This is a genomic window from Spirosoma montaniterrae (assembly GCF_001988955.1).
Lineage (GTDB): Bacteria > Bacteroidota > Bacteroidia > Cytophagales > Spirosomataceae > Spirosoma > Spirosoma montaniterrae.
Window position 1 is genome coordinate 2,291,154 of the sequence record NZ_CP014263.1, and the last position, 18,697, is coordinate 2,309,850.

Below are 18,697 nucleotides of genomic sequence, written 5' to 3' on the forward strand. Positions count from 1 at the left end.
GGCAATACCACGCCGAAAGTACGACGAAGAGTTTAAGCATACTGCGGGAGCAACTGCGCCTAACCGAACAAGAGCGCGACATTCTAAAATCAATCGACAAGGGTTGCCTTGTTGAATACCGGAGACAACGAACCCGCTCAGTCCGTACTTTTCACTGGTGATCGTCTAACGAATCCCAAGCTAAAAACTCTTATTCATTCCGTATGTTTCCTGAGGCTTTTTACCACTTTATTATGGAGACTCAGGACATCACCTTTCAGGTTGTCAACCCCCACGCAACCTCAACGACATCACCGGGCTGCCGGGCACGGCTGTCATCGAGACCATGCTGGCTGGCCAACATGAGCCGGAGCAATTGGCGAGTCTGGTGAGTGTGCCATGTTATATAGAAGCAGGGAGCCCACTTTGGCCCGGAATTGACCAAGATTGGGGCAAAATTCGCGCGCGAGGGGTTGTACCGGGCCATTCTGTACCCGAACGAGGGCGTTAACCACGGGTATGAAACATACCTGATTCAGACCTCCGACGGTGATACCTACATTGGCGTTATTGGCTTTGAAACCTCCACCGACCTAACGCTGAAGCTGCTTGGCGGTACAACGCAAAAAATCGCTAAAGCCGCTATCAAAGACCGCGCAAAGCTCGATACCTCGCTCATGCCCGGCTTCGGCGAATCGCTGAGCAAGAGAGATTTAGTCGATTTGGTGCAGTATCCGGAAGCGTTGAAGTAGCAGAGAAGCTTTTTGTTACTGTAGATTATCTGTGTTCTGCGTTAATGCCCCTTATTCTATATCAGGGTTTGCCCGGATACCCTAAGGCTACTCGGGCTGCATAGGCTGCGTCGTACATCGAATTGAAGCATTTTCCAAACGAGGTATCGCCATTCGGTCCCTGCGTAAGATCCCAAAACGGCAGCATCGCCACCAGCGATACCTCCGTGGCGGGGTCGTACACCATCAACGTCAGATAGCCCGCAATGGCCCCGTTGTGTCCGTAGCCCAGATTGGTGAACAGGGAGGTTCCCAACGCATAACTGGGCCTGGTTACCGAGCCATCGGTTTGCATCAGCTTGACCATTTGCGGCTGCAAGACGTTCTGGCCCTGCATCAACGAGCGCACATAGGTGTTCAGGCTTGCCATACTGCTATAGCCGTTGCCTTCGCCCACATGGCCACTCATATTGAAGCGGCCAAAGCTATCAAGCCGGCCCGATGTTCGCCAGAGCAGGCTGGCTACATTTGGTTGAGGCAACTGAACGTCGTTGGCCCGGTAGGGAAACGAAATCGGCAGAGGCACCCGGCTGGTTGGTCCGGTGATGTGATCGTAGAGATAATCGGCATACGTCTTCGCGCTACCACGCCTGGCCGAGTAAACCCGCTCGATGATCCGGCTCAACATGACGTAACCCGTATTGCTATAGTGGTAGCCGGTGCTGGGCGCAAAGTATTGAAGCTGGTGGTCGAGAATCGGTTTGAGCATTTCCTCGGCGGTGAACTGGTGCGTCGAGTCTCGGGATAGAACGTAATTGACGTAGCTCTCCCCGTTTAAACCCGGCACCGGATCATTATCGACATCATATACGCCCGCACTGTGCTGGAGTAGTTGTTCAATGGTGATCTGATTTTTGGCCGGAATATTCCAGTCCGGAGTATTGGGTACGTAAGGCAGACTGGTCCCTGGGATCAGATCGATGATACGGGCTTTGTAGTCGAGCCAGCCGTCCTGATGCATCTTCAGGATAGCCGTGGCGGTGAAGTTTTTGGTGACGCTGGCGAACCGGAAGAACGTAGTAGGCGTAATGGGTTGTCGCCCTTCGGGAACCGAGGATGCGAAGTAGGTTTGGGTAGGTGTCTGAACATACACATTGAGTGAAGGAACCTGTTTCTGAAGATCTTTTTCCAGGCCGGCCCGTACCTTGTCGACGGCTTCCTGAACCCGCTGCATCGCTGGAACCTGCTGATCAGCCGGGTCGATTCGGCTACAGCCAAGTAGCAACCCGATCAGTCCGCCAACCAGCAAACAGCGGACAAAAACTGTATAGATAGTGGTACGCGGGAAGCTAAGCCACTTACTCAGGGGCGTAAATGAGAGAGCGTTCATCTTGGTTAGTGCGAGGTAGTTAGCAAACCATTATTTAGTCGCGATTTGAGCTGCCCGTAAGGCCGTGTTCCGTACGCCATAAGCTAACTCCAGAAAATCGGTATAGCTTGCTTCCGGCGTGTTACCCGTTTTGAATAAAGTAGCCACCATCAACACCGTCGTCTTCGTAGCCGGATTATAACGCAGAGTGGATATATAGCTTAGATGGGCACCGTCGTGTCCGTAGCCCAGTCCATCGTTGAAGGTAAGCCCCAATCCGTACACCCCATGCGATACGTCGGCCACCTGCATCTCTTCCATCATGGACACTGTTTGGGGCGTTATACCGGCTTTGCCCGTTAGCAGTAGCTCGATCCATTTGGTGATATCAGCCGGTGATGAAACCATATCGCCCTCCGTAACATGAATCGACATATTGTCTTCAAACGTACTGGTCGGACTCGTGCCGGGTACGTAGAGGTAGGATCCAACGAATGGGTCTTTCATTCGTGTATCGGTCCCTTGCCACACATTATACGTATTGGTCAGCCGTAGAGGCTCCAGGAAGCGGGTGCGGATAAAATCGCTGTACGACATGCCCGAAGCCTTTTCAATAATTTTACCCAGCAGGTTATAGCCCGTATTCGAGTAACCGAACGTAGTGCCCGGTGAGAAATTGGACAACTTGTTCTGCGCCACCACCCCGACCAGTTCATCAAAGGTGAAGGTATGGGTATCCTGCTTGAGGTCGTCCCGGATATACTCACCGTATCGTTTGCCGGCGTAGGGCTGATTGACCGTAGTTGGGATGTCCTGATTGGTGACGTCAAATACGCCCGCCCGGTGCTGAAGCAATTGTTTGATGGTGATCTTGTCTTTATAAGGAATATCATACGCTGGTGTAGCAGGCAGATAAGCCGGAATAAAGTCGGTGATGACCAATTTACCTTCCTGTTGAAGGAGCATGATGGCTGCCGCCGTAAAGATTTTGGATAGGCTGGCGATTCGGTAATGTGAATCACGCTGAACACCCGGCTCAATGTTACTGGAAACCAGATTCGAACCAGCCGGGCTGTTGACCTGTAGAAAAAAGCCTCCTTTATTTTTTTCGATTTTCCATTTCGCATTAAAGTGCTGGTAGAGACTATCACTCACTTGTTGGAGTTGGGCACGAACATCGGTAGGTTGTATATGATCCGTGAAACAGGACTGAAGCGTTGTACTACCCACGATAAAGAGGGCCACCAGGACAAATAAGTGCGCAGGTTTCATGGCAGGATGCGTTAAGAGGAATGGCTAAAAATCGATCTCCAATAAGCTGGAACTATACGTAATCGCTACGGCCTGCCCGGATAGCCCAAAGCCGCCCTGCCCCCGTAAGCAGCACCGTATATAGCATTGAAACACATCGCAAATGTGCTGCCCTGCGTTTCTCCACCCCTCGTTTTATCGACCAGATTGATAAACGCTACGACCGACACATCGGTAGCGGGGTCATACATGGCAAGCGAAAGTGTACCACAACGTTCGCCGTTATGACCAAATCCCAGATTCTTCGTGTAGAAGCACCCCAGCGCATACGTGTTCTGGGATTTAAGGTTAACATCGGATTGCATCAACTTCACGGTTTCGGGTTTCAGCACGTTCTCGCCTTTCATCAGCGTCCGTATGAACGTATTGAGCGATACCGGCGTGCCGTAACCATTCCCCTCTGCTACCTGAGCACTCATATTGTAGTCACCGAATATAATCGGCGTTTTTCCGGGAAGCCGCTCATTGCCCCCTAAGAAGGGTACCGGCATCTTCGTGTCGCTGGCCAGGACCGGGAACCGCAGTGCCAGAGGCACCTTCGTGGCTGGGCCGACTACGAAATCCTGCAAGTAATCCTCGTAGGTTTTGGTGCTGCCACTTTTCAGCGAATAAACACGGGCAATAATGTACCCGAGTATGGAATAGCCGGTATTGCTATAGTGATACCCGGTGCCGGGAGAAAAATCGTATTTTAACTTATGCTTGACAAGTTGACCCACCATTTCCTCGGTTGTGAACTGATGGTTCGGTTCAGCATCTTGAACAAACGCCGTGTAGGATAATCCATTGAAGCCGGGAACCGGGTCATTATCGACATCGTACACCCCCGCGCTATGTTGTAACAGTTGCTCGATGGTAATCTCATTTTTATTCGGAAAATCCCATTCGGGCGTATTGGGTACGTAGGGCGTGTTGGTGCCTGGAATATTATCCGTGATTTTCGCTTTATAGTTTAGCCAGCCGTTCTGATACATAGTCAGCATGGCAGTAGAGGTAAACGTTTTGGTATTGCTGGCGAAGCGAAAGTTGGTAGCTTCGGTGATAGGGAAATAACCAGCCGGTACCGAAGAGGCAAAGATTTTTTCGGTGGGCGTCTGAATATACAGATTCAGCGAGGGTACTGAATTGCCAAGGTCTTTTTCCAGAGCGGTGCGAACACTATCAACCGCTCTTTGTACCCGCGTCTGACTGTTAGGCGGAGACCCAATCGGGCGATGGTCGTCGAGCAGGGACGAACAGTTCGCCAACAACCCATAACTGAGTGCTGCTACAGCCAGACGTACTACGGCTTTCGGGGAAGAGGAATTGAGTAACATGGTTGACAGCTCAACGTTTTGTTAATATAGGGAAATCTCCTCCGGTGAACACAAAGTCATCCGGAAGATCAAAATCCAGTTCATTATCATACTTTGGAAATTCACTGGCGTCTTTTCTCAATTCATGGTAGCCAAAAAAATCAGGTTTTTCCGTATGAAATTGTTTAAATACGTAATCGCGATTAAACAAACCATCGGGGTTTATAATGTTCTGCGGGCTATCGTCCTTAAATAATTCATGTGCAGCCTCAGTCGATAATTCGCGGCCATCGAACGTGAAATACCAATACCGGAAATAATAACGCAATCCAACATGCTCATACCAGCCTCGCAAGTAAGTTGCCGGGTAATCTTTGTAATGAATATCTCGTCCGTATTTACTGGGCGTTTTAGAGAAAACAGGTATAGACCAATAAGCACTATAGGTCATCGAACCAGCTTTGATAAACATCACATTCCAGAGATGTTTTTTGAATTGATCGTATGCAACAGTCCGTAGGCTTGTGTATTCTTTACCCTTATCAAGGGTTGGGAATTGTGAGTTTGCCAAATCCTTGAGGGTGTATTTTTTGCCATTAAATTCAATCTCGCCTTTCCACCCTTCCCGCAGGTTCTTGTAATTGTCGGTTTCGTCGGCCAGTATAAGTAGCGTGTCTGAAATGGCTTTTTGCATTCGGTTGTGCCCCAGCGCGAATTCTGCGAATCGACCGTCTAAAACAGCCGGTCTTTCGGAAGCAGATATCCATTGTTTAATGCTTGCACCCAAAATGGCAATTGCCGGTTCAGCGAAAGGATTTTCTACCGATGCTGCTTCTAATAGACCAATCGCTATATCAACAAAGACGTCTATAATAAAGTCTGTCCAGTTCGTTGGCTTCTCTCCTGATTTTAAGAGTGCGTATACTGCGAGTTCATATTCAATGCAAAAGGGGTATAAATCCTGTGTCCATGCATTCATATGAAGCAGGTTCTGTGCCGCGCTTTTCAACTCAGACGGTGTTAGTGGCACGTCCGCTGGGGCACCTATTCCTACACCCGGCGGGATTCTATGATCGCTACAACTGGTAAGAAGTGAGGGCAGCACAGCGGCACCCGTAGTCGCAAAGGCGGCATTACGTAGCCAGTTTCTTCGACTTACCAGATTGGGTGTATTTTGTGATGTCATGGTACTATTCGGTTTAGAAGAGGATGGGGCAAAGGTAGGTGACCCCGCTGGCGGGCAGCGATAAGAAATCGTCCAAATCCGATAAGGAATGGTTCAATTGGAGCCAAAACGCCAAAAACAGGGTGCAATAAGGTTGGCTAATCAGCCTTGAGCCACAAATTCGCTGGGACTCATCTGATACAGGTTCCGGAAACATTTACTGAAGTAGGCCGGACTTTCGAAGCCCACCTGATAGGCCGATTCACTCACCGAGACGCCGGACCGCAGGAGTTGGGTCGCTCGTTTGAGCCGGTAGTTGCGTAGTAGCTCGTGGGCGGTCAGCCCGGTCAGGGCTTTTACTTTACGGAACAGGTTGGTGCGGCTCATGCCCAGCTCACTCAGCATTTGTTCGAGGCCATAGCCGGAATCACTCAGGTTGGCGTCAAACAAGGCGTACAAGCGGCTCAGAAAAGGGTCGGTGGGTTCGGGAGCCTGTGGGGACGACGCCGGATCGGGATTGCTCAGACTGGCCTGCACCCACTCGCGTTGCCGTTGTTTGCTAACCAATTGATTCCGCACCCGGAGCTGAAGTTCGGTGAGCTGAAAGGGCTTGGTCAGGTAATCATCGGCCCCCAGCGAGAGGCCCGCCAGCCGATTCTCAACCGACGACTTGGCCGTCAGCAGAATAATGGGAATATGGCTGGTACGGACGTCGGTTTTCAACTGATTGCAGAGCGTAAAGCCGTCCATCAGGGGCATCATCACATCCGAAATAATCAGGTCGGGCAGGTGTTCCAGGGCTTGTCCCAGCCCATCCTGTCCGTTAACGGCCCGCCGAATGCGGTAGTGCTGGGGCAGACTTTCGGCAATAAAGCGGGCCAGTTCATCATTATCTTCTACTACCAGCAACCGGGGATGGTCTGATTCATCCGAGACTGTCGAGGAGTCTTCGCTGACTTCTATGCGGGACGTAAAAACTTCATCCGGGTTAACTTCCGACGTATCAGCCCGTCGGTACGGCAACTCCACAACGAACGTAGTGCCCTGGTTTGGCTGGCTCTCAACCGCTATTTGCCCCCCCTGCAACTGAACCAGCTCCTGTACCAGTGCCAGGCCGATGCCCGTGCCCGGCGTAGTAATCGTATCCCCGACCGAACGCGGCCCGACCTGATAAAAGCGGTCGAATATATGGGGCAGATGCTGGGCCGGAATACCAACGCCCGTATCGGTAACGGTTAGCCGAATACGTCCCGACGCATCCGACAACGATAGGGTGATGGTGCCGACTTTGGTGAATTTTAGCGCGTTGGCCGTTAGGTTATATACAATCCGTTCCAGCTTTTCAGCATCGAACCAGTAGTCGCCCGTCACGTCGGACTCAAACGTCAGGGTAAGGCCCTGAGCGGTTGCCTGATCGGTTAAGGGAGTTAGCCAGTGACGGATAAATTCGGTCAGACTCCCTCTCGATTCATGAATGGGCATAACACTGGCTTCCAGCTTGGACAAATCCAGGAGCTGGTTAATCAACCCCAGAAGCTGATGCGCGTTCTGTTCAATCGTTTGCAGCCGCCGACGATTTTTAGGTTCTGGATTCTCACTTGCCATCTGTTCGGTTGGGGCCAGAATCAGCGCCAGCGGTGTACGAAACTCGTGGGTGATATTGGTAAAGAAGTTTGTCTTTATCGTATTGACGGCCCGGAGCTGGTCGGCTTCCTGCTGGCGGAGCCGAATGGTTTGGTTAAGCCGTAACCGATTCAGGTAAACCCGAAGTAGCCCCCAGCCGATTCCTACACCAATCAGGCTATAAAGAATAACGGCCCACCACGTAGCCCAGAAGGGTGGCTGAATGGTAATAGCCAGTTTGCGCACATGCCGACTCCACCGCCCTGAGGTATTGGACGCGTTGAGTACCAGTACGTAATTGCCCGGTGGCAGGTTGGTGTAAATGGCCTCGGGCCGGACTGTCTCCTTCCATGTCTCTTCCAGTCCGTCTAATCGGTAGCGGTAGCGGTTTTTGGTTGGTCGATTGAATTGTAAGGCAGCAAATTGAATGCTCAGGTAATTCTGGTTGTAGGCTAAGGTAAGCTGAGTGCTGGCCTGAATGGGTAAGGTGCCCAGAACGGATCGCCTGGAGGACGCGGTAGTGGCTGCGTCGTCAGGGCCTGGCAGATCGGGCTGAACGACCTGATTGTTGATTTGTAATTCCGTCAGTTCTACGATTGGTTGAAAGGCATCCTGATCGATCTGTTGGGGGTGAAAGAAGGTGAAGCCTTCCAGTCCTCCCATCAGTATTTTTTCATCGGGGAACTGGACGTAGTGAGACCGGTTAAATTCGTCGGCCATAATGCCATCATCGCGCGTGAAGGTTTGGGTCGTACAGGTTCGGCGGTTCATCCGGCATAGCCCTTTGTTGGTACCTATCCACAAATACCCGTACCGGTCGGGTATGGCCGAGTAAATGACGTTGTTGGGCAGGCCGTTGGCCTGGGTAAACCGGCGGGACAGACCCGTTCGTTTATCAAACAGACACAATCCACTACCAAAGGTGCCAATCCACAGCCGATTTGCGTCGGCGGGATCGGCAGACAGGCAGTAGAGGGAATTACTACTCAGGGAGGTCGCATCGCCGGGTCGGTTGACAAATTGCCGGATATGACCCGTCTGGCGGTCAAGCCGATATAATCCACCCATCTGACTGGCCAGCCAAAGCGCGTGTTCATCGGCTACTACTTCGGTGATTTTGTTGGTCGGCTGGACAGGGATTGGGTACGGGAACCGGGTCCAATGCTTACTGGTCTCATCAAACCAAAAAGCTGTTGAGTCATAGATCGCCCAAACGCGTCCCTGGGAATCGGTAGTCATTGGACAGGGGACGTGCCCCGGAGCGTCCCAACGAAAGGCAATCGGCAACGGGAAATGCGCTGTCTGGCCCGTTTTTCGATTCAGCCGATAGATATCCGAGCTACCCACATTAAACCAGAAGCAGCCAGCGGTATCGAAGGTGGATCGAAAATTATAGCTACTCAACCCGCTCAAGCGTACTAAAGCAGTCGGAGAAACAGGGGATAGCCCCAGCGAATCGCTGGTAAGTAAATCCTCATAAAAGTTGCGGTGATAGGGGCGTTTCCGAAATGGGTTAGGTTGTAGATCGTAGAAGCGGATACCCGATCCATTGGTACCAACCCATAACACATTGGTCCGATCAATGAGCAGACTGCTACACCCATTGTTACGCCCATTCCAGCGAGTGACGATCTGGACGCCCTGCCGGTCCGTGAATCGAAACAGCATGTTATCCTGGTCGAAATACACCGCTCCCTGCCGGTCGATACTTACATGAGTACCTAACCATTCGTTTCCCTGGGCTGGTAGTCGATGTGAGCGCAGTTGGCCCGTGTGGGGCTGTAGCAGTGTCAGGTAGTGCCGGGAGAAGAGCATGAGTTCTCCGGTCGGGCGGAGGTATACGCGGGCTAACGAATCTTCCGGCAGCGACTGGGAATTGCCCGGCTGGTGGCGCAGGTGCCTGAAACTGAGAGTGGCTTCCTCAAATCGATCTAATCCGTTCGCGGTAGCCAGCCAGATCGTCCCATCCGCTCCTTCCGATACATCATACACCTTATCGTTGCTGATCGATGCGACTCGATTAGGCTGGTGACGAAACCAGTGGCCCTGCTTTTTGTGGGTGTCCCAGCAAATGACACCATTGCCATCCATCAGCCAGAGCCGATCTTTTCGGTCGATGCGCAAAAAATACGTAGCGCCGGGTTTCACTAATCGGCGAAAAGCGGCTTGCCGGGAAAAGTTGGTAAACGTTTCGGTCCGTGGGTCGAATACATCGATATTGCCCCGCTCGGAAACGACCCAGATTCGCCCATGCCGATCCAGTTCGATTTGGGTCAACCCAGCAAAGGAGAGCGAGGGACGCCCGTCGGGGTCGGGCTGAAAGACCTTAAATCGATGCCCGTCATAGCGGCAGAGACCATCGCGGGTGGCGGCCCAGATAAAGCCCTGTTTATCCTGAAGAATAGCGGGAACGAAGGCCTGAGGCAACCCCTGCCGGTCGGTAATGACTTCAGGTTGAGGTAAGTCAACCGACTGCGCCCACAAGTAAACTGTTGATCTGCAAAAGCTTAGCAAACAGACCAAGCCAAGTAAGATCGACAGTATCCGCGTGTTCATATCCGATGGAAAGATATTGACATCCTCCCCCGCTTTAGCGGAGGATTATTGCTTCAACGACTACCTAAGGACTGATAAACTCTGGCCTTGATGCCTAACGCCCAATTGTACACGTACCGCATACTACCAGAGTGCCTGTTAAGCAACTCAGTTTGCGTAGCGTTCGGGTATAGCCGGTAGCGATAGGCGGTTAACATAGCGGTCCGTCGATACGGCCAAAGTTAGGTAAACCATTTAACATTAATAATAGAAAATGTTGAACGTTAACAAACCCGGTCGGCGCACCGATTAGGCCACGCCTGTCGCTGGTACGCCAGTCCGATTTCATCTGGCAGGGGCTAACCGTCCGCCCTCAAAGACGAGGCTTTTCACTGCTTTAGCGTAAAATACCCGGGTGTAGAAAATAAAAAGGCTCTTTTCCTGAGATTAGGAATACCCAACATTATTTCAAGGATTAACACGAAAGGCAAAACAGACTCTGAAACTATGTTAAAATCCTTTTTAAGCATATGTGAGTCTATAGCACATCAAAATCCGCCTAACTTACCTTTTGCCGACGTTGACAAAAATATAAAAAACATACCTCGGTTAGTGAGCCTGTCAGACAGAGAGTTATACAGCCATATAACAAAAACAAGTGGTATAAAATTCTGGCCTAAATGAGATGAACATTACCAAAGACCGTTTCGGGTCGAGTAGAATAAATCTAAAGTAAGAGACTCAACATAACTTTACCATCTCAACACCAGACCAATTCCCCGCTGCTTTCGGCGTATGTTTGTGGAATGATTAGCCCCGAACAGCAGACGCAACTTTTGGCCAAACTCGGCATTGCCGCGCTCAACCCCATGCAGGAGGCCGCCCTGACCGCCATTGCGCCCAATACCGACACGTTTCTGATTGCGCCCACCGGGTCGGGCAAAACCGTCGGGTTTCTGCTGCCCGTGCTGCACCTGCTGCAACCCGACCACACCGACATACAATGCCTGATTCTGACGCCCTCGCGTGAACTGGCTCTGCAAATCGAACAGGTATGGAAACAGATGAGTACCGGCTACAAGGTCAACGTCTGCTACGGCGGCCACCCGATGGACGTTGAAGTCAGGAACCTGAGCAGTCCACCGGCCCTGCTCATTGGCACGCCGGGCCGAATAGCCGACCATATTTCCCGCCAAACGGTTTCGCTCGATGCCGTTCATACGCTCGTACTCGATGAGTTCGACAAATCGCTGACGCTGGGCTTCCATGAGGAAATGGCGTACATTGTCGATGCGTTGCCGAATCTGCGTAATCGTGTGCTGGTGTCGGCTACGGCGGGTATCGACATTCCCGATTTTGTCCGGCTCCAAAAACCCACCATACTTACGTTCAGCCACGACGAAGAGATACCTGCCGCGCTGACGCTGAAGGCCGTATACTCCGAAGACAAAGACAAAATCGACGCGCTGGTTCGGCTGCTGTGTTCGTTTCGGTCCGAAGCGGCCCTGATTTTCTGCAACCACCGCGATGCCGCCGAGCGCACGAGCGCGATGCTGGCCGAGCGGGGCATTCACTCATTAGTGTACCACGGTGGTCTGGAGCAGCCCGCCCGCGAACGCGCCCTGATTCAGTTTCGCAATGGCAGTGCCCGGTATCTGATTACGACCGATCTGGCAGCCCGTGGGTTAGACATTCCCGAAATGAAGCACGTAATTCATTACCACCTGCCCGCTCACCTCCACGAGTTTACGCACCGCAACGGTCGCACCGCCCGGATGCAGGCATCGGGCACGGCCTACGTGCTGCTGCACACCACCGAAACCCGCCCCAACTGGCTTCCCGACCCACTCGATGAATGGCCGCTCCCTACCGACGTTTCGCTGCCCGACCCACCTGCTTTTCAGACGATCTACATCAGTGGCGGGCGAAAGAACAAACTCAACAAAGTGGATATTGTAGGCTTTTTCTCGCAGAAAGGGCTACTCGCGCCGGGCGACCTGGGCCTGATTGTGGTGAACGATACGATGTCGTTTGCTGCCGTAAAAACCGAACAGGTTGGCCCGTTGCTGGCGCGGGTTAACGAGCAGAAAATGAAAGGCAAAAAGTACAAAATCGACGTAGCCCGCTAAAGTGATGAACCGTATTTAGCCTCGCGGATAGCTACCCATTCGCGCACGGTGCCGCCGTTGGCAAAATGGTCGTCTTCGTCCTGCAACTCCTGATCCCAGCTAAACTCGGTCGTAAACTGGCCCTGCGCGGTCAGGTCGATTTGCAGGCGGTTGGCGTGGGGGTGCCCTTCATTGACGCGAATCAGGTACAACGCCTGTACGGCTTCCGCCACTTCAACGGGCCAGTCGGTGGGTAGCTGCTCGGCCTCGCCCGCTGGCGTCAGGTAGGTTCCTTCAAATTCAATATCCTGCCCGTCGGTCAGCATACGCACGTCTACGCGGGCAATGAGCCACTCGTCGGCAATGGTCGAGCTGATAGCGTCGGTCAGTACGTTATAAATGTCTTCGGTTGTCATACACTCAAAAATCCGTATTCGCCGTTTTGAGTTCCAGCGGCTGAATCCAGATGTTGCGGTAGAGTACGTCATGGCCTTCGGCCTGTAGTTTCAGCCCACCGGGTGTATCGGTAATTCCCTTGCCATCGTCGTTGCCGCCGTCGATGCCCGAGTTGGCTCCGCCCCAGACCTGATTGATCGGGAAATTGGTATGGGCTTTTTTACCGTTGAAATACAGCGTTATCCGGGCAGGTTCGGTGCGTTTGCCGTTCTCGAACCGGGCCGCCCGAAACACGATGTCGTAGGCGTTCCATTTCCCCAGCCCGGTATAAGCTGCGTAGGGCGAAGGCGATTCGTTGATAACTGCGCCCATGCCATGTTTGGTGGTGTCGCCATCGAGAACCTGAATTTCGTAGCGGCTTTGCAGATACACGCCACTATTGCCGCCCGGTTTCTGAATCAGGAATTCGATATGTACGCGACAGTCTTTGAATTGTTTTTTCGTCACGATGTCGGCGGCTCCGTATTTACCGCCCGCTGCTGCCGGGTCGTTGGTATTCAGCACCATGCCGGGCCGCGTTCGGTCGGGCTGCGTTTGGTCGCCATCAACGGGGTCTTTCACCAGAAACCACTTGATGGGCAGGGTCGTACTCAGGCGCGGGCCATCCCAGTACGTCCATTTCTCATCGAGCATCTGCCGGGTTCCGTCGAAAAACACCTCTGCCCCGGCAACGGGCTTCGCGCCTACACCAACCTGCGCCCACGCTGTTGGTAGTAAGGCAATACAACACAAAACAACCAGCGGCATAGATGTCAGAACAGAACGCTTCATGGGAGTGAATAAAGTTTTTTAGTACGATACGAATCTTACGCATTATAAGCCACATGTCGGCTACATCTACCGCAACGTGAAAACAAATAAGAGCCTACACCGGAGAAACAGCATAACAGTAACTTCACATCAGGTAAATACCCTGACTCTCAAATAGTTATTGGCTGCGTAGTTTTACTTGATTTAATGATAGTTGTTTGCCAGCACGGTTTATGGCGCGACCAAAGAGCTGTTAAACAAAATCTCTTTCACTATGAAATCTATCTATACTGGCATTCTGATGATTGCCATCATTTTCGGCTCTCTTAACTTCCAGGCGTGTCAGCCCAAAGATGGCGAACCCGGTCCGGCAGGCCCAGCCGGGCCAGCGGGACCAGCCGGACCCGCTGGGCCAGCCGGACCAGCAGGTAGCGCAAACGTACAGTATTCCCCCTGGAGTACCATTACACTCACCGGAAGTGGCACGTCGTACTCGGTGTTTTTGAACGCCCCGGCTATCACGCAGGCCGTACTCGATCAGGCTGCTGTGTTCGCCTATATCAATTTCACGACGGGCGAATATTTTCAACTACCTTATCTTGATGGAACCCGCTTTTTCCGCGCCCGTTTCTATGTAGGACGCATTGAGTTTTCGGCTAACTATGCCACTTCACCAAACCAGCGCGTTCGCTATGTGATTATCCCCGGCGGCACAACCGTAGGCGGACGCAAAGCAGCCGTCGACATGAGCAATTATCAGGCCGTAAAAGCCTATTACCATCTTCCTGACTGATTCCGCACCCTTCCTGAAACGCCCGGCCCCGGCAATACGTAATTTCGCGTATTGCCGGGGCTGTTTTTGATACCCAATACGTAGCTACTGAAGTGAGCAGACGAGCGGATAGTTTATCGGTAAAACAGGGGCGGCAACCTGTGTACGGATTGGCTCAGCAGGCCGGGCCAATACCTGTTGCTGATGCCGGACGGTTACGTAAACAAGAGCCAGAAGCATAAAAAAGAGCGATATAACTTTCATGACGTTTTACCAGTTGCTATGATACGGACGATATAGCAAAGGTTAGGCCAAAAATTGCACATACCGAATCTTTTCTTTCACCCTACCGAGCAACTGGAAAATCAACCATGTCTAATCATCTGCTGATTGTAGGCGCAGGACCGGGCGTAGCCCTCGGTGTAGCCAAACGCTTTGGCCGCGAGAATTTTCGGGTGTCGCTCGTTGCCCGCCGGATTGAATCGCTTCAGAATCTGCAACAGCAACTCGCTACTGATGGCGTTGACGTAGGCAACTACTCCGCCGACGTTGCCAACTTCGATCAGCTTCGCCAAACGCTGCTGACCGTACTGGCCGAACGCGGCCCGGCAACGGTGTTGCTCTATAACCCATCTGTATATCGGGAAGCCGACGCCCTGACCCTCGACCCGGAATTGTTCATGCAGGATATGCGTACCGACGTGGCCGGGCTGTTGGTAGCCGTTCAGGCGGTCGCTCCTGCCATGCAGCAAGCCGGGAGCGGCACGGTGCTGGTAACAGGGGGCAGCACGGCCTTACAACCGTATGGCCCGCTAACGTCGCTCTCGGTTGGCAAAGCGGCTGTTCGGAACATGGCCGAGTGTGTGCGCCAGACGCTCGAACCGCTCGGCATTCGGGTCGGCACCGTCACCATTATGGGAGCCGTCGGCAGCAACGACCATTTCTCACCCGACCGCATCGCCGACGCCTTCTGGACCCTGTATCAGCAACCACGAACGCAGTGGACGTTTGAGCGGATGTATGAATGAGGGATACGGGGAAAAGCAGAATAAATACGGGAAAAACCCCATTGCCACGAGCAAAAGGTTGCTATAGTTTTGTTCGTGTCCGCTCTGGCTCTGAACCTTCTGCCCCCGTATGCTATGAAGCATGTTTCTCAACCCGGCCTTTTCCAAAAGCTCGCCGGGCTACTTGTATTTTTGTTTACACTATCTCATCCCAGCCCCGCTCAACCGAAGATTATTACAATCGATACGCTGACGGGCGTTCCATCGGAGACATTACCATTCCATCGACCTTTTTTTCTAAAACTTCTCACCCGTAAAGATAATCCCGTTGCTATTAGTCTATTCGATCACAAACGGAATAAGACACTGGACGAAACAATTATTGAGCGAACCCAGGAGCGTATCGTCATTTATGATGCAGACGGAAATCCAAAAACGGTTTCCAGACCAAAGAATTACAACCCTCGAAGAATTCCTGAAGATTACTTTTTCATCCGAAAAGAAGGCGAAAAAGCGTATCTCTACATCAATTTCCGGGATAACGTTGCCCTTCAACCGTCCACACAATATACGATTGCTATTTACTATAAAGCACACCCTGACGCGCCCAAAGTCTTTCGCTACCTCCACAAAGCGGACTCGCTGCCCGCCACTTCTCTAAAAGCCCGAGCTTTGCTAATTCGGAAAGCGGTAGATGAGTACAACAAGATTGCGGAGAAGAGTAAAAAAGGTTCAGTCTATTTTGGGATGACCCGACTCAGTTATCCAGATTCTGCAAAGCTGGTCACAGCATCCGGTACTGATTTCGAATCAAGCGGAGTGGTTAAATCATCCTTTAAGTGGATACCAGTTGCGGGTAATCCAGGTAGTTTGACAACATATGACTCTGGCATAATAGACGTAAAAGCATTAGCTGATTATCATCAAAAGAACGTAAAACCATTATTCAAGGCCGATTCAACACTCAAAAAAACATTAGACAGTGCCGTGCAGGTTAGCCGCCGAACCAGTTTTCACAGCAGTTCAAGACCCCTGCTCGACACACTCGGTTGGTTATTCCTAAACTACGACACCCTGTCGGCCAGTAAACTCCGGGATATGTTTACGCATGACAATAACCGGGTGTTGCGTACACTTGAACAACTTAAGAGCCTAATCGGGCAAACTCATGATGATATACTTGGTGGCCTACGACCGCTCTTGTGTGAGTTCTGCGTGAACACTAATAAAAGTAATCTTGATGGACGCATAAAAAATATCGAAGAAACCGTTGCTGACCTTAATCGGGTGCGTTTGTTGAACCAGCTTTTAGTTCTTCAGAAAACCACATTGGCCGATCTTGACAGGCAACTAACTCAGCTACTCACTGATCTGGCTTTCAACCGGGCAGTACTGAAAAAAATGGTAGATAATCAAACAAAGATAAACAAGGCCATTGCCGACAATGGAAGTTTCATGACAACCGATTTTACGGGTGGCGATACTTATATTTTTAATTTTGAAACCCGTACAAAACACAGTCTGGTACCTGATTTTGGTTTGGTTTCCGATTTTCCGCTGGGCCGGGCAGCAACTATCTATTGATGCCATTCGTGGGTGCTACGATTAATTTTGCCCCGCTCGACCGCGACGTGCCTTACCACCTCATCCGAAACAAAACCTGCTGGCAGAATTTTGGCCTGACGCTGGGCTACACGCTCGTATCGCTCAAAGACAGCACAGCCAATCCGCCCCGAGATAATTTCTTTGAAAAAAGCGCATTCGTAACCGGATTGAGTTATCGGCTTAGTAACACTGTGAAGCTTACAGGGGGCTTTACTTGGTACTTTAAACGAGAAGATAGTCTGCGTAAACTAACCAGCTTTCCGGTTATCGGTATATCCTTTGACCTCGATGTCAAAAAATACCTGTCTGACTTAGTGGGAGCCATAACGTCATCGAAGGCCCCATCTGCAAAAACAACGGCAACGAATTCACCAACTCCATAAAATCTCATGAACGACCAGACCGAAAAGCTTAATCAGGCGTTGCCCGAACTAACCAAAGCAGTACAACAAATTTTATCTGATTATGACATATCAGAGGTATCTATTGAGCAACTGACCTTTAAAAGTAGTCCGCCAGCCGATATATTTTCGGATGCTGAAAAGATAACACTCTGGACAATGGAGCAGAACCAAATGGATATCCCGGTGTGCCCGCCCATCAGTGAAATACACGGTTGCATCGTTTGCCGCGACCCAGCCACCAACGAAATTCGGCATATTTGCCGACCGTAAATGCTATTCTCTCCTACGTTTTCCGTTTCTTCTTCCGGGCCGATGGGAACAGTACGTTGTTGAGAATGAGCCGGTAGCCGGGCGAGTGAGGGTGCAGGTTGAGGTCGGTGGGGGTGCGCCAGCTTCCGCCCCCGCGTGTGCCTTCGGGGTCGTGACCGCCGTAGAACGTCCATTGCCCACGCCCTACTTCACCGTAAATGTAGCGGTCAGAGGTTTTGCCTTCGCCCATCACGAGTGCGCTCGGCTTCACGGCTGTTTTGCGAAAAGCCGTAGTTTGGCCGATAAACTCTTTGATGATGTGTTCGTGGTTCTGGGTCAGCATGGCCGGAATAACGTCCCACTTGGCCGAAAAGTCGAACAGTTGAAAAAATCCCTGCGGCTGATCGTAGCCGCGTCCGCCCGTTGCGTTAATGTCGGAGAAGGTCGAAAAGCCCCGGTAGCCATTGTCGCCTTCAAGCGTGAAATTCTGAAAGGCCAGCGTTTTGTCGAAGTCGAGTTTGCTTTGCGCGTCGGCGTCCATGCCGTCGCCGTCGTAGCTGCTGCTGACAATATCGACACCTTCAGCCGCCAGCGCAATGTCGAGCGTTTCGGCACCTGAACACATGGCAAACAGGTAGCCGCCCCCCGTGCAGAACGATTTAATGCCCTTCGCCACGGCTAATTTCATCTGCGAGACTTTCGAGAATCCGTATTTTTTGGCGATGTCTTCCTGCGCTTTCATATCGGCCAGCGTCATGCGGTGCAGGCTGCGGCCAAACTGCCCGGTAAAATCTTCGTGGTGCAAATGCAGCCAGTCGTATTTGGGCAGGTCGCCTTTCAGAATCTCTTCGTCGTAAACAATCTCGTAAGGAATCTCGGCGTAGGTCAACACGAGCAATACGGCGTCAGTATTTTCAAACTCCGACGGGCTGACTTTTACGGGTGAATAGACGATGATTTTAGCCGCTTTCTGCAACGTCACGACATTCATGTTCACGTCGGGGTTGCCAATTTGCTGCCGGAGCGAGGCCGCCTGCGCATCGGAAAGCGTCTCGAACGATACGCCCCGCACCCGACACTCGGTTTCGAGAGCCGCGCTACTGGTAATCAGAAACGAACCGCCCCGGTAATTCAGCAGCCAGTCGACTTCCTGATCGTCTTTCAGCCATTTATACGCAATACCGTAGGCTTTGAGGTGGTTGGCCTGTCGGTCGTCCATCGGAATCAGGACGGAGTTGGCCCGTGCGCACAGGGCGCAGCAGCCAATCGAAAAAAGCAGCCAGAGAGAGACGTGTCGTTTCATGCTTCGCCTTACCTTTATTGTGTTCGCAATTCGTT

General features: G+C 51.8%; 16 protein-coding genes and 1 pseudogene. 7 read left to right on the plus strand and 10 right to left on the minus strand.

Features of this window, described 5'->3' with window-relative positions:
• Positions 1-404: 404 nt before the first annotated feature.
• Positions 405-731 (plus strand): annotated as a pseudogene (locus AWR27_RS10000) (PVC-type heme-binding CxxCH protein); the annotation flags it as partial.
• A 61-nt stretch (positions 732-792) separates the two neighbouring features.
• On the opposite strand, the gene AWR27_RS10005 reads toward AWR27_RS10000, so the two are convergent.
• The 6 genes from AWR27_RS10005 to AWR27_RS26130 form a co-directional block, all read right to left on the minus strand.
• Complete coding sequence (locus AWR27_RS10005; protein ID WP_077131045.1) at positions 793-2,100, minus strand: serine hydrolase domain-containing protein; 1,308 nt, start codon at positions 2,098-2,100, stop codon at positions 793-795.
• 30 nt (positions 2,101-2,130) lie between these two features.
• Positions 2,131-3,351: a serine hydrolase domain-containing protein gene (locus AWR27_RS10010; RefSeq protein WP_077131046.1), complete on the minus strand. Its 1,221-nt coding sequence runs from the start codon at positions 3,349-3,351 to the stop codon at positions 2,131-2,133.
• 65 nt (positions 3,352-3,416) lie between these two features.
• Positions 3,417-4,706 (minus strand): serine hydrolase domain-containing protein, encoded by a 1,290-nt coding sequence (locus AWR27_RS10015; RefSeq protein ID WP_077131047.1) that lies wholly within the window; start codon positions 4,704-4,706, stop codon positions 3,417-3,419.
• Positions 4,707-4,716: 10 nt separating this feature from the next.
• The gene (locus AWR27_RS10020; protein WP_157579185.1) at positions 4,717-5,871 is read right to left on the minus strand and encodes a hypothetical protein; all 1,155 of its coding nucleotides are present in this window, start codon (positions 5,869-5,871) and stop codon (positions 4,717-4,719) included.
• Positions 5,872-6,012: 141 nt separating this feature from the next.
• The gene (locus tag AWR27_RS10025; RefSeq protein ID WP_198045125.1) at positions 6,013-9,957 is read right to left on the minus strand and encodes a hybrid sensor histidine kinase/response regulator transcription factor; all 3,945 of its coding nucleotides are present in this window, start codon (positions 9,955-9,957) and stop codon (positions 6,013-6,015) included.
• A gap of 125 nt (positions 9,958-10,082) precedes the next feature.
• Positions 10,083-10,226, minus strand: coding sequence for a helix-turn-helix domain-containing protein (locus AWR27_RS26130; RefSeq protein WP_083732808.1), 144 nt, complete (start codon positions 10,224-10,226; stop codon positions 10,083-10,085).
• A 588-nt stretch (positions 10,227-10,814) separates the two neighbouring features.
• Here AWR27_RS26130 and AWR27_RS10035 point away from each other — a divergent pair.
• Positions 10,815-12,137: a DEAD/DEAH box helicase gene (locus AWR27_RS10035; RefSeq protein ID WP_077131050.1), complete on the plus strand. Its 1,323-nt coding sequence runs from the start codon at positions 10,815-10,817 to the stop codon at positions 12,135-12,137.
• On the opposite strand, the gene AWR27_RS10040 is transcribed toward AWR27_RS10035, so the two are convergent.
• Together AWR27_RS10040 and AWR27_RS10045 are read right to left on the minus strand one after the other, a co-directional pair.
• A complete protein-coding gene (locus AWR27_RS10040; RefSeq protein ID WP_077131051.1) occupies positions 12,134-12,532 on the minus strand; it encodes a hypothetical protein in 399 nt (132 codons plus the stop codon). The two genes, AWR27_RS10035 and AWR27_RS10040, sit on opposite strands and share 4 nt — an antisense overlap.
• 4 nt (positions 12,533-12,536) lie before the next feature.
• Positions 12,537-13,343: a 3-keto-disaccharide hydrolase gene (locus tag AWR27_RS10045; RefSeq protein ID WP_077131052.1), complete on the minus strand. Its 807-nt coding sequence runs from the start codon at positions 13,341-13,343 to the stop codon at positions 12,537-12,539.
• Positions 13,344-13,596: 253 nt separating this feature from the next.
• Between AWR27_RS10045 and AWR27_RS25500 the strand changes: the two genes are divergently transcribed.
• Complete coding sequence (locus tag AWR27_RS25500; RefSeq protein WP_198045126.1) at positions 13,597-14,115, plus strand: collagen-like protein; 519 nt, start codon at positions 13,597-13,599, stop codon at positions 14,113-14,115.
• Positions 14,116-14,199: 84 nt separating this feature from the next.
• On the opposite strand, the gene AWR27_RS25255 is transcribed toward AWR27_RS25500, so the two are convergent.
• Entirely contained in the window at positions 14,200-14,358 is a 159-nt protein-coding gene (locus tag AWR27_RS25255) for a hypothetical protein (protein ID WP_157579186.1), read from the minus strand.
• Between the two features lie 107 nt (positions 14,359-14,465).
• On the opposite strand from AWR27_RS25255, the gene AWR27_RS10055 reads away from it, so the two are divergent.
• The 4 genes from AWR27_RS10055 to AWR27_RS10070 all read left to right on the plus strand — a co-directional run bounded on the left by AWR27_RS10055 (position 14,466) and on the right by AWR27_RS10070 (position 17,380).
• Positions 14,466-15,122, plus strand: coding sequence for an SDR family NAD(P)-dependent oxidoreductase (locus tag AWR27_RS10055; RefSeq protein ID WP_077131054.1), 657 nt, complete (start codon positions 14,466-14,468; stop codon positions 15,120-15,122).
• 114 nt (positions 15,123-15,236) lie between these two features.
• Positions 15,237-16,685: a hypothetical protein gene (locus tag AWR27_RS10060; protein ID WP_157579187.1), complete on the plus strand. Its 1,449-nt coding sequence runs from the start codon at positions 15,237-15,239 to the stop codon at positions 16,683-16,685.
• Entirely contained in the window at positions 16,685-17,089 is a 405-nt protein-coding gene (locus AWR27_RS10065) for a hypothetical protein (protein WP_077131056.1), read from the plus strand. Before AWR27_RS10060 ends, AWR27_RS10065 begins: the two co-directional genes overlap by 1 nt.
• A gap of 6 nt (positions 17,090-17,095) precedes the next feature.
• Positions 17,096-17,380: a hypothetical protein gene (locus AWR27_RS10070; RefSeq protein ID WP_077131057.1), complete on the plus strand. Its 285-nt coding sequence runs from the start codon at positions 17,096-17,098 to the stop codon at positions 17,378-17,380.
• A gap of 13 nt (positions 17,381-17,393) precedes the next feature.
• On the opposite strand, the gene AWR27_RS10075 is transcribed toward AWR27_RS10070, so the two are convergent.
• Positions 17,394-18,662: an asparagine synthetase B gene (locus tag AWR27_RS10075; protein ID WP_077131058.1), complete on the minus strand. Its 1,269-nt coding sequence runs from the start codon at positions 18,660-18,662 to the stop codon at positions 17,394-17,396.
• Positions 18,663-18,697: the final 35 nt, after the last annotated feature.